The sequence below is a fragment of the Photorhabdus hainanensis genome (genome assembly GCF_018448965.1).
GTDB lineage: Bacteria > Pseudomonadota > Gammaproteobacteria > Enterobacterales > Enterobacteriaceae > Photorhabdus > Photorhabdus akhurstii.
Genome location: NZ_RCWD01000003.1, coordinates 20,422 through 33,502, shown reverse-complemented (window position 1 = coordinate 33,502; position 13,081 = coordinate 20,422). Strand labels below are relative to the sequence as shown.

2 protein-coding genes and 1 pseudogene are annotated in these 13,081 nt (G+C 51.6%); all 3 read right to left on the bottom strand.

Annotation, left to right across the window (positions count from 1 at the left end; genetic code table 11):
- Window positions 1-199: 199 nt before the first annotated feature.
- Window positions 200-2,719: pseudogene (locus EAE92_RS02695) on the bottom strand (hemagglutinin repeat-containing protein); the annotation flags it as partial.
- A gap of 108 nt (window positions 2,720-2,827) precedes the next feature.
- Window positions 2,828-3,190: a ribonuclease toxin immunity protein CdiI gene (gene cdiI / locus EAE92_RS02690; RefSeq protein WP_214066953.1), complete on the bottom strand. Its 363-nt coding sequence runs from the start codon at window positions 3,188-3,190 to the stop codon at window positions 2,828-2,830.
- A gap of 7 nt (window positions 3,191-3,197) precedes the next feature.
- Window positions 3,198-12,884: a hemagglutinin repeat-containing protein gene (locus tag EAE92_RS02685; RefSeq protein ID WP_339959346.1), complete on the bottom strand. Its 9,687-nt coding sequence runs from the start codon at window positions 12,882-12,884 to the stop codon at window positions 3,198-3,200.
- Window positions 12,885-13,081 lie beyond the last annotated feature (197 nt).

The following is a 13,081-nucleotide window of genomic DNA, read 5'->3' as shown; positions in this document are numbered from 1 at the left end:
TCAGGCTGTTGATGGTCGCATCACTGGCCTGCCGGTATTCTGCCCAGACCCCTTTACGGCAGCTGTCATCCTGACACGATGCCAGTTTACCGCGCATGTCTTCAACCGACGGCAGACCTTTATCCAGAATGCGCTGGCTCAATTCTTTGGCCTTACCACAGGCTTCCGGTGACATCGTTCTGCAATCGCCCAGATTTCGCGAGGCCAGCGCATTATTCTCAATCGCATTTTTCCCAGCCTGGGCCCCGGTGACGGCGCTTCCGGTCGAGTCACCGGCAATGCCGCCGGCCAGCCCGGCAGAGAGAGTGGAGAGGGTGCTGATGGTCTGTTTTTCCTCTTCACTTAAGTCACTGACTTTAACATTTTCACCATGAATATGCTTCATCAGTTCTCGCGCGGCCAGTTCACCGGAAGCTGCTCCGGCCGCGCCCGCCAGCGCATTGTTACCGCTGACTTCGGCGGCCACTGCCCCCAGAATTGCATGGGCCAGAGTATTGGTGACGACATCGACTTGATGGGTTTTCGGGTCGGTAGTCAGGTCTTTAATCACCCCGGCCAGGTAAGGGGAAGCGCCGCCTGCCAGTGCCTGACCAATATTTCCGCCCGCGAGTCCCTGAATGGCTGCGGTAGCTGCCTGTAAAGCGGTGTGGTATTTCCCCCCGGTGCCAAGGCCAGACTCATTCAATGCCTGGTTATAGGCGGTTTTGTAAATCTGGTCTTTAATTTGCTCAGGCGTAATGTTAGTTTTGCCGGCGTTTTCCAGTTTCTTTCGGGCCGCTTCTCTATCCGGGTCACTGATATTCTCCAGTTTAGCATGGGCCGCTTTGGTGGCGATAATTGCTCCTTCAGTACTGGCGATGTCAATCACCTGCGCACTGATTTCGCCAATCAGTTGGGCCTGTTTCAGCCGTTGCTGCTCTTTCTCTTTGTCAAAGATAGGACTGAGAGCATTGTTGGCATGGTCGGTATCCCGGCTCAGGGTGGTGATATCCTGTTGCTGGTTGTCTTTATCCCGGATAATCAGGGTGCCGTCGCTGACGGAGGCATGGGTGGTGCTTTGGGCGTGGCCTTCCCGGTTAGCGCCGCCCAGGGTATTGGCCGCCATATTACTGAGTAACATGCCGCCTACTGAGCCGCCAGTGCTGATACTCACGCTATGGTGTTCGGTTTTAAAATCCGCTTTGTTTTTGATGTCGTCAAAGCCCAGAGTGCCGGTATCGAGGGTGTTTTTGTCTTTGTCTGCGGTACTGGCGATGACTGCGCCGTCAAGCTGGGTGTGTTCACCTACTTTGACTTCATAGCCGCCTTTACCGGCAAACAGTCCGGTTTGTTCCTGTACGGAGTCAAAGTTGCTGTGGATTTTGTCGCGGCTGGCGCTCAGGTTCAATGAGCCGCCTGAACCCGGACCGACACTGGCACTGATGCCGGCACTGACGTTTTGTTGCTTCATATCGTAGCGGTTGCTGTCCTGTTCGCTGCTGAGCGTCAGGTGGCGTTTGACGTCGGCGGCAATCTGTTCGCCACTGACCTGAGCGCCTTTGAGCGTCGCGTCCCGACCGGCGTTGAGGGTGACGGTTTGTCCCGCATCCAGCGTAGTTTCATTATGGCTGACGCCGTTGCCGCTTTCGCTGCCTTTACCGCGGTTGGTACTGACGGAGAGATTGATACCCGTGCCCCCCGGTCCGGCGGTGAAACCGACTCCTAGTGAGCTGCCGCGACTGCTGTTTTTGCCAGTGGTCTGTTCGGTGTTCTGGCTGGATGAGAGCTGGATATCCCGGCTGGCATTGAGTTGCAGGTCTTTACCTGCCTGCAACTGGCCGCCCTGAATACGGATATCGCCGTTCTGGTCTGGCGTGCCGGAAGCGGTGAGGGTGAGATTATCCCCGGTCATCAGGCTGCTGCCCTGTTGAGTGGTCTGGTGCTGTTTCAGTTCTGACCGGGAGGACTGGCTGCCGTAGGAGAGGTTGACACCCACCAAGTTGTTGTTGGCTTTGTCGCCACCGCCTTTAGCGTCGGCCAGCCGGGCTGCCTGGACAGCCTGTACTCCGCTAAGAGCGGCTTTGGTGCCTTGTAACGCCTTGATACGGCTGTCACTTTCACTTCTGGCCGCTTGAACCGTTTGAACAGCGGAATTCAGGGCTCCGCCTGCGGTGCCGGACAGGGCCACGGTTAGGCCGCTTTGTTTCTGTTCGGTTTTGGTGATGGCGGTGTGACTGTTTTCTGCGCTGGTGATGTTAATGTTTTGACCGGAAAGTTGCATATCGCGGCCAGCCACCGCATCACTGCCGTGAATGTTGAGCTGTTGCCCGGCGTTGAGTGTTACACTGCCTTGGCTGCTGCCTACAGTACTGCCTTTGCTGAGGTTGCTGTCAATGTCGGTGGTGGATTTTTGTTTGGCTTTACCGATGGTGAAGCCGATACCACCGGTCCCCATCAGTCCCGATTTTTTCTCTTGCTTGAAGTGCGTTTCATGACGGGCTTCATCAGCGGTAGTGACGGTGAGCTGATTGCCGGCGGCCAGATTAACATCCTGAGTGCCTGCCACGTTACTGCCGATGATGTTTAGGTCATTCCCGGCCTGTACGGTCACGCTGTCGCCGCTGAGCGTGGTGCTCTGCGCCCGGCGTTCATGCACTTCGTCGTGGGTTTCGACGGAGGATTTGGAGAGTAAGCCCTTACTAGTCTGTTTGCTGTGTTCTATCAGGTCGGATGAAGCGGTGTCTACTTAAATGTGACAAATGCTTCCTGTACTTCTTCATGGAGAACTTCCCCCTACTTGTTGGGTGTCCAACTTTCGGGGTAGTTCACTCAGGCTGGGATCTTGGTATTAACAAGGCATTTTTGCAAGCAAGGCGTTAATTTTATCTTTATCTTCAGGATGTCGATAAAGATACTTTTCACAAGCTAAACGGACATATTTGTTGCAAATTTCTTCACTAACTATGCTTATATCATCATCTTCCGGTGGATAACCACATGCAAACTCAACACCTTCAAAGTGTTCTTCTCCATAATAACTATCCATATCAGGAAAATTACAATAAGCACCATCAATGACAAAGCTATTTTTTTGTACGATATTCTCTATTGCCTTTAAAAAAAGATTATCGTTATACATTATGTCAAAATAAGCTGTGACGTTTTCTTCCAAAGTGGAACTGTCGCTTAGCTTACCAAATAATACTTTCATCTTAATCTCACTTAGGGTGAAAATTACGTACTCGTCCAGTTGATGTTTCAACATAGATTCTAAAAGCTATACCATCCACAGTAACATCAGCGACACCTTTGGGATTGGACATTGCATCTTTATAACCTATTGTGGCTGCTTTTTGACCTAATTCAAGCATTTTTTGGTCCGAATGCACTTTAGGGTCATAAATTGTTTTAGGGAATTCAGTCGCTTTATATCCAGAAACCTTACCCGTGCGATCATATGATGGTATTTGATATACTACCTGAGTGATACCATTTATTCCCGTCGGTGTTTCACTAACTATTTTTATTCCCTTCTCTTTCACTGCGGCATAAAAAGCATCAGCATTGTGTGCTCCTTTAACCCCCGTTTTTTGCGTTAATCCATCAAAGTTAGCTAAGTGATGTTTTTGTTCCAGACTAAAGTTTATACCTTCTGGGTAATTTGTCTTTCCAGTTACCTCAGATTGGGCACCTTTGCCAGCATTATCTTGCGATGATTTTGGTGACGACTTCGGCCCTTTGGCTCCCTCTATCACAATAGGCAATGTCATCGCCATCGCAGCGGCAGTTTCCTGACTCATACCCATCGCCTCAAAGCGTTTTGTCCAGCCGAGTTCGCCCACCTTGCCTGTAGCCGCCTGACCTAGCGTATTCACCGCAGACAGGTAATTTCTGAACTCAACCGGCAATGTACCATCCCGGTCCATATTTTTGAGGGTACGCTCAAACACAGGCCATTGATCAACCAGATAACCATACTTCTGCGCACACTGGTTCGGATTGCTGTTGCAGAAGTCCATCATTTCCTGCTGATTACGGATATTGGTCTCCACCATCTCCTTGATCACCTGCTTACAGCTTTCGCCTTCACAGGTGCGGGCTTGGTGCGCAAAACTGTCCAGCTCATTCACACTCAGATAGTTATTCTCAATCGCATTCTTCCCGGCTTGGGCGCCAGTGACGGCGCTGCCGGTCGAGTCACCGGCAATGCCGCCTGCCAGCCCTGCCGCCAGGCTAGAAAGAGTGCTGATGGTCTGTTTTTCCTCTTCACTTAAGTCGCTGACTTTAGCATTTTCGCCGTGAATATGCTTCATCAGTTCTCGCGCGGCCAGTTCACCGCCCGCTGCTCCTGCCGCGCCCGCCAGTGCATTGTTACCACTGACTTCGGCGGCCACTGCCCCCAGAATGGCATGGGCCAGAGTATTGGTGACGACATCGACTTGATGGGTTTTCGGGTCGGTAGTCAGGTCTTTAATCACCCCGGCCAGGTAAGGGGAAGCGCCGCCCGCCAGTGCCTGACCAATATTTCCGCCTGCGAGTCCCTGAATAGCTGCGGTAGCCGCCTGTAAAGCGGTGTGGTATTTCCCTCCGGTGCCAAGACCGGACTCATTCAATGCCTGGTTATAGGCGGTTTTGTAAATCTGATCTTTAATTTGCTCAGGCGTAATGTTGGTTTTGCCTGCGTTTTCCAGTTTCTTTCGGGCCGCTTCTCTATCCGGGTCACTGATATTCTCCAGTTTGGCGTGGGCCGCTTTGGTGGCGATAATTGCTCCTTCAGTACTGGCGATGTCAATCACCTGCGCACTGATTTCGCCAATCAGTTGGGCCTGTTTCAGCCGTTGCTGCTCTTTCTCTTTGTCAAAGATAGGACTGAGAGCATTGTTGGCATGGTCGGTATCCCGGCTCAGGGTGGTGACATCCTGTTGCTGGCTGTCTTTATCCCGGATAATCAGGGCGCCGTCGCTGACGGCGGCATGGGTGGTGCTTTGGGCATGGCCTTCCCGGTTAGCGCCGCCCAGGGTATTGGCCGCCATATTACTGAGTAACATGCCGCCTACTGAGCCGCCAGTGCTGATACTCACGCTATGGTGTTCGGTTTTAAAATCCGCTTTGTTTTTGATATCGCCAAAGCCGAGAGTGCCGGTATCGAGGGTGTTTTTGTCTTTGTTTGCGGTACTGGCAATGACTGCGCCGTCAAGCTGGGTGTGTTCACCTACTTTCACTTGATAGCCGCCTTTACCGGCGAATAGTCCGGTTTGCTCTTGTACGGAGTCAAAGTTGCTGTGGATTTTGTCGCGGCTGGCGCTGAGGTTGAATGAGCCGCCCGGTTGTGGGCCGAAAGTGGTACTGTCGCTGGCACTGACATTCTGCTGCTTCATATCGTAGCGGTTACTGTCCTGCTCGCTGCTGAGTGTCAGGTGGCGTTTGACGTCGGCGGCAATTTGTTCGCCACTGACCTGAGCGCCTTTGAGCGTCGCGTCCCGACCGGCGTTGAGGGTGACGGTTTGTCCCGCATCCAGCGTAGTTTCATTATGGCTGACGCCGTTGCCGCTTTCGCTGCCTTTACCGCGGTTGGTACTGACGGAGAGATTGATACCCGTGCCCCCCGGTCCGGCAGTTAAACCGACGCCCAGTGAGCTGCCGCGACTACTGTTTTTGCCGGTGGTCTGTTCGGTGTTCTGGCTGGATGAGAGCTGGATATCCCGGCTGGCATTGAGTTGCAGGTCTTTGCCCGCCTGCAACTGGCCGCCCTGAATACGAATATCGCCGTTCTGGTCTGGCGTGCCGGAAGCGGTGAGGGTGAGATTATCCCCGGTCATCAGGCTGCTGCCCTGTTGAGTGGTCTGGTGCTGTTTCAGTTCTGACCGGGAGGACTGGCTGCCGTAGGAGAGGTTGACACCCACCAGGTTGTTGTTGGCTTTGTCGCCACCGCCTTTAGCGTCGGCCAGACGGGCTGCCTGGACTGCCTGTACTCCGCTAAGGGCGGCTTTGGTGCCTTGTAAGGCTTTGATTCGGCTGTCACTTTCACTTCTGGCCGCTTGAACTGTTTGAACAGCGGAATTCAGGGCCCCGCCTGCGGTGCCGGACAGAGCCACGGTCAGGCCGCTTTGTTTCTGTTCGGTTTTGGTGACAGCGGTGTGGCTGTTTTCCGCGCTGGTGATGTTAATGTTTTGACCGGAAAGTTGCATATCGCGGCCCGCCACCACATCACTGCCGTGAAGGTTGAGCTGTTTTCCGGCGCTGAATGTCACACTGCCCTGACTGCTGCCTACTGTACTGCCTTTGTTGAGGTTGCTGTCGATGTCGGTAGTGGATTTTTGGCTGGCTTTGCCGACGGTGAAGCCGATACCGCCGGTCCCCATCAGTCCCGATTTTTTCTCTTGCTTGAAGTGCGTTTCATGACGGGCTTCATCAGCGGTAGTGACGGTGAGCTGATTGCCGGCGGCCAGATTAACATCCTGAGTGCCTGCCACGTTACTGCCGATGATGTTTAGGTCATTCCCGGCCTGTACAGTCACGCTGTCGCCGCTGAGCGTGGTGCTCTGCGCCCGGCGCTCATGCACTTCGTCGTGGGTTTCGACGGAGGATTTGGAGAGTAAGCCCTTACTGGTCTGTTTGCTGTGTTCTATCAGGTCGGATGAAGCGGTACCGGCACCTAGAGTGAGGTTGTTTCCGGCCCGTGCCGTCAGTCGCTGACCGGCGTTCATGTTAGCTGCGGTGGCATTGAGGTTATTGCCCGCTCGCAGGGCTAGGTTGCCGGCAGTGCTTATCTGGCTGCCAACGTCATGTTGCTGTGTCAGATGGCGATAGTTGTCGCTCCCCCAGTCACTGTTTTCCGTGCGATGAGTACGCAGGGTGTCTAGAGTCAGGTCGAGTCCCGCGGTTATCTCTGTCTGGCTGCCTTTGCCGGCGTTATCGATTTCACTGGCCGTGAGACGGATGTTGTTGAGAGCTTTCAGCGATACGGCGCCGTTATCATTTTGGACATAAATACCCGCCTGTCGGTCCAGCCAGCGGTCAGCACCTTCTCCGCGCAGGGTAGAGGTACTGATGATATCCCGGTTTGCCCGTGCGGAAACGTGGTCGCGGCCCCGAATTTGTCCGCCGAGGTTAGTGATGTCCTGCCGGGCGGTTAAATCCACTTTGCCGCTTTGGATAAAGCCGCTGTTGGTCAGATTGTTTGCTGTCAGTTTGGTGATTTCACGTCCGCTGATGGCGCCGCTGTTGGTGATATCTCCTCGGCTATTTATTGTCACGTTTTTGCCGGAGAGCAGGGCGCCGTCACCGGTCAAGTCGCCTTTATTCACGCGAGCGTAGACTTGTGGCACGGTCACGGTCTGTTTTGTGCCATCTGCCAGAGTCACGGTCCGGTTGGTCAACCAGATAATGTCTGAGGTGAGCAGTGCCATCTGTGACGGGCTCAGTGCAATACCGGGGGTAAGTTGTTGCCGTTTGCTGAAGGCAACGCCAGCTTCCATTAGCGCTTTGAACTGGGTTTCATCGTTGTTGTGTCCGGCCAGATAACGCTGCCCAGTCAGTTGGGTGATTTGCTCACGCACTAGACGCTGTTCGTAGAACCCATCGCCCAGGCGTTTATGTGCCAGTGTTGGGTCAAGGGTTAATTGTTGTTGCATATAATCCGTACCCAGCCATTTTTTATACTGGGTGAATTTAGGGTCGGTTTCCACCAGGTAATGGCTGTCACTGCCCGGCTGTACGACAAACAGGCTGTTGTCCGGCAAGCGGGTGTCTGGGGCAACGATGCGGATAAGCGGTTCGATGCTTTGGCCTTGAACGGTATCAGGCGGTAGCGCCAGTTCAAATTGTTGGCCGGTTGGTAACACCAGCGGGCGCTCATCTAATGTAACACTGTTTGGTAGGGTGACAGTGGCAGGGGGGAGTACCCGTTCAGTTTGTTGAACTGGTGGAAGTACCGGGTGTTCAGTGAGTTCATCTCTGTTTGGTAGTGCCACTGTGCCGGACGATAATATCTGCTCAGTCTGTTGACTGGTAGACGGAAGTGTGGGGTGTTCAGGCAGTGTGTCCCGGTTTGGTAGTGCCACTGTGCCGGACGATAATATCTGCTCAGTCTGTTGACTGGTAGGCGAAAGTGTTGGGTGCTCAGTGAGTGCATCTCTGTTTGGTAGTGCCACTGTACTGGATGATAATATTTGCTCAGTCTGTTGACTGGTAGGCGGAAGTGTGGGGTGTTCAGGCAGTGCGTCTCGGTTTGGTAGTGCCACTGTGCTGGATGATAATATCTGCTCAGTCTGTTGACTGGTAGGCGGAAGTGTGGGGTGTTCAGGCAGTGCGTCTCGGTTTGGTAGTGCCACTGTGCTGGACGATAATATCTGCTCGGTTTGTTGGCCTGTAGGAGAAAGAAATGGACGATCGATCGGTATGTCCCTGTTCGGTAGTGTGATGGCGTTGATAGTGGCGTTTGTGAACGTAACTTCACCGGCTTCAGCCATTCTTGAGGTCTGGTTAATTCCAGCCGGCGCACTTTGAACATGGCTTTGCTGCCTGTCACCTATCGTTATGCCGGTGGTGTCAGGGCGGGTATTGCCCTTCCAGGCCAGGGCTTTCAGGTCAATGGTTTCGATTATCGGTGCTGGGTTATAGTCGTCCCAGTCTTTTCCTTGGGAGGTTTTGGTTCCTCTGAATCGACGTTTTTTCTTTTTGGCATACCAACGGATTTCGCTACCTTCATCCGTGATGATACGTTCGCCTTTGGTGGCGTTATTGTGCAGCTCGTCAATATCACCCCCTAGTATTCCACCTGCTACGATCTGACTGTCGTCATTAGTCAGCATCGCGCTATTGATGGTCATATTACCTCCGGACAAGATTTTACCCGGATCACTCTCTTTTATCTGGGTTTCATTGATGGTACGGGTATATCGGTACTCGTAAAACTCATCATCACTGCTACCATCCGGCATAACAGCGGTGTGTACGCCGTATTTGTTGCGACGGGAAGTATTCACCTGTGACCAGTCATAGCGAGTAGTGTGGCCGCTCAATACTGCTTCATGACGCTGAGATTTTTCTGTTTCGACGATCTGGGTGACCAAACCGTTGTTGGTATTTTTGATAATAGCGGCATCAATCTTTAGGTTACCTCCGGCCTCAATGGTTGCCGCGTGGTTGCTGAGTCGGCCAGCTTGACTAGTAGCAGTCAGATTCTCATCCAGTTGTCCACCAATGCGCATGTCACTCACGCTGTAAATCAGGGCATGGTCACTGTTGTTGAGAGTCCCGGTGCCGATATCTAATTGGTCCCGGGCGGCAATGACAGCGGCTTTGCCATCTTTCGCTGTGTTATTGAGAGTGCCAGTCTTGAGGGCTATTTGGTCACCGTAAATACGTCCAGTTCCGGTGTTGTCCAGTATTTTGGTGGTGACATGGGTCAATTCGCCGTCAATGAGTCCGGTGTTGGTCAGCGTGTTGCGGACATTGACTTCGGTTTGTTTGGCACTGATTTTCGCAGTCTGGGTATTGGTGAGGTTTTGGGCTCCCAGATGCAATGTTTGCCAGGCTTTAATTGTGCTGTCATTGATAATGTTGCCGTCGGTTTCCAGAGACAGCTTACCGTCGGCGGCGATGTTGCCAGTGTTGTGGAAGTCCTGTTTTAATTTTACCTCCATATCGCCCTGTGATAAGGTCTGGCCGTCACCGCTCAAGGAGTTGGCTTTAATATTGACCATTTCACTCCCAATCAGTGTGCCTTGCTGGTTATTCACTGTCAGTTCCTGGGTTTCATCTTTGATGGTGAGTTGTTTTCCACCGGAGACGAGTCCTTGTTCGTTTTTCAGTGACTGGCTAATGATAGCTTGTAGGCGGTTGGTTCCCCGTAATGCGCCTTGGGTGTTATCCACCTGTTGAGCTTCAATTATCAGGTCTTGGGCTTCGATACCCTGGTCAGGGTGATTAGCCTCTCGGTTAATGAGTTCTGCTGTTTTGAGTGTCAGTTGGTGGTCACTGTGGATAAAGCCGCCAGTGTTGTTCGTTTGTTCTTGCGCGTCAATCGTCGCGTCACCTATGGCGTTGACCTGCCCGCGGCGGTTGTCGAGCTGTAGGGCCTTCAGGCTCATGGTGTCTGTTGACAATAGCTTACCGTCCTGGTTATCCGTATCGGTTTGCCCGGTGTCGATGGTGAGTTTTTTACCCTGAATGTGTCCGTGCTGGTTATCCAGTTTGCCGCTGGTTACCGTGGTGTTGCCATCGCCCATAATCTGGCCATGCTGGTTGTTCAGTAGCTGCCCGTTCGTGTCAATATTGACGGTTTTTGCTGACTTTAATGAGCCACTGTGGTTGGTAAGTGTTTGGCTATGAATGTCCAGTCCACTGTTGCCCGCAATTCGTCCTTTTTTATTGGTGAGAGTTGTACCGGTAATCTTAGTTTTGCCATCAGCGGCGATAAAACCGGCGTCGTTGTTTAACTCACCGATATCCAGTGTCAAATCTCCTTGGGCAGAGAATTTGCCTGATTTATCTTTATCACCTTGGTTATTCAGGCGTTGGCCTTGGGTGTTGAGGTTCAGGTTGCCATCAGAATCAACGGTGCCTTGTTGGTTATTGAATGCTTGGGTAGTGAGTTTTATCTGTTGAGCACCAGCAATAGTGCCCTGAGTATTATTCACGGCAGCAGTGTTCAGGGTTGTGATTTTACGACTAGTAATCATGCCGACCTGATTATGTAAATCACCGCTGGTAATGGATATGTCGTCTTGGCTGCGAATGCCGCCTTTATCAACACTGTTTTTATTGGTCAGGGAATGGCCGTGCGTATTAAGAGTCAGCTTACTTGCGGATTGCAACAAGCCGCCGCTATTGTCAGTTTGGTTCACCGATAATGTCAGCGCATCTTTTTCGCTGATGAGTGTTCCGCCTTGGTTTTTCAATTCACCGCCGGTAACTGTTGTTGCTCCTGTACCGATGATTGCACCATCCTGATTGTCGATTTCACCGGTAGTAAGGGTCATAGTTCCTTTACTGATAACGCCGTTGGTCTTACCGCTTTTGGTGTTGGTCAGTTTTTTTCCGTGAGTATCTATCGTCATGTTGCCGTCAGACTTTATTAGTCCACCGGTACTGTCTAACGCGCCGCTGTCGAGTTGTAGGTTTTTCCTACTGACTATAGTGCCAGCCAGATTGCTTAATGTCTGTTTATGCGTATCAATATGTGTTTCATCGCTACGGATATATCCGAGATCATTGGTGAGTTCACCTGTAATCAGTTTTAAGCCATCCAGTGCGAGGATTCCGTTAAATTTTCCACTATTGGTATTCGTTAGTTTCTGCTGTTGAGTATCCAGTTTCAGACTGGCTGAGGATTGTATTAGTCCGCTTTGGTTGTTGACCGCCTGTGTTGTCAGCTCGGTTTTTTTCCGCGAGATGATTTTACCGTCGGTGTTGTTGAGGTTTTGGCTGGTTAGCGTGGTTTCGCCTTGTGAATCTATCTTGCCGGCGGTGTTATCAATTTCACCGGCTTCCAGTGTCAGGTCACTGCCGCTGAGTATGCCGTGTTTATCTCCGCTTTGAGTGTTAATCAGCTTCTGGCCGTGAGTGTTGAGTGAAAGGGTGGTGTTGGATTGCAACAGACCACCGGCGTTATTCAGTTCGCCGGTATTGAGTTCCAGTTGTTGATGCTGGCTGACCATTTTACCGCTGGTATTATCAACGGTACCTGTTGATGTCACTTTGAGCTGCTTATCGGCGATAACTCTTCCCTGTTGGTTATCGATGGTATCCGCGGTTATTGTCAACTCTCCCTTGCTTGAGATCCCTTGTTTAGGTTGGCTGTTGCGGTTGGTTATTTTGCTTTGTTGTGCATCCAGAGTCAGGTTTTTATCCGCATGGATCCAGCCCGCTTCATTATTGATGCCTTGAGCGGTTAGTTTGACATTGCCTGTACCGATTATGCCCCCGGTTTTGCCACTGTTGAGGTTAGTCAGTAGCTCACCTTGTGTATCGAGTGTCAGATCACCCTCGGATTGTAACAGGCCGTCGCTGTTATCGGTTTTTTTCACGGTCAATGTGAGAGAGCTGGTTTTACTGGCGAGGGTCCCGCCTTGGTTTTTCAGTTCACCACCAGTAACGGCGGTTGCTCCTGTACCGGTAATCACGCCATCTTGGTTGTCAATTTCACCAGTGGTCAGCGTCAATGTTCCATTGCTAATAACGCCACCGGTATCACCACTTTTGGCGGTGGTCAGTTTTTCTCCGTGCGTGTCCAGCGTCATATCGCCGGTAGACTCTATTCGTCCGCCAGTACTGTTAAGTTCTCCACTGTCGAGCTGTAGGTTTTTCTTACTGAATATGGTGCCAGCCAAGTTGTTTAGTGCTTGCTGATGAGTGTTAATGCGGGTTTCGTTACCACGAATATCGCCGCGGTCATTGATCAGTTTGCCGGTAGTCAGTTCCAGGGCATCTTCTGCGACGATTCCGTTTTTACCGCTATCGGTGTTAGTGAGTTCATGCTGTTGTGTATCTAATTTCAGACTGGCTGAGGATTGTATCAGTCCGCGTTGGTTGTTGACTGCTTGTGTTGTCAGATCGGCTTTTCCTTTCGAGAGGATTTTACCGTCAGTGTTATCAATTTCACCGGCTTCTAGGGTTAGGTCACTGTCGCTGCGTATGCCGAGGTCATCCCCGCTTTGCGTATTAGTCAGCTTTTGGCCGTGGGTGTTAAGAGAAAGGGCTGTTTTGGATTGCAGCAAACCACTCGTGTTATTCAGTTCTCCGGTATTCATGGTGAGTTGTTGATTCTGGCTGACTATTTTGCCGCTGGTATTATCAACGGCTCCCGTTGATGTCACTTTGAGCTGCTTATCGGCGATAACTCTTCCCTGTTGGTTATCGATGGTGTCTGCGGTTATTGTCAACTCTCCCTGGCTTGTTATCCCCTGTTCAGGTTGGCTGTTGCGGTTGATTATTTTGCCTTGTTTCCCATCTAGAGTCAGGTTTTGATCCGCATGGATCCAGCCAGCTTCGTTATTGATGCCTTGAGTAGTCAGCTTGACATTGCCTGTACTGATTATGCCTCCGGTCTTGCCGCTGTTGAGGTTAGTCAGTAGTTCACCTTGTGTATCGAGTGTCA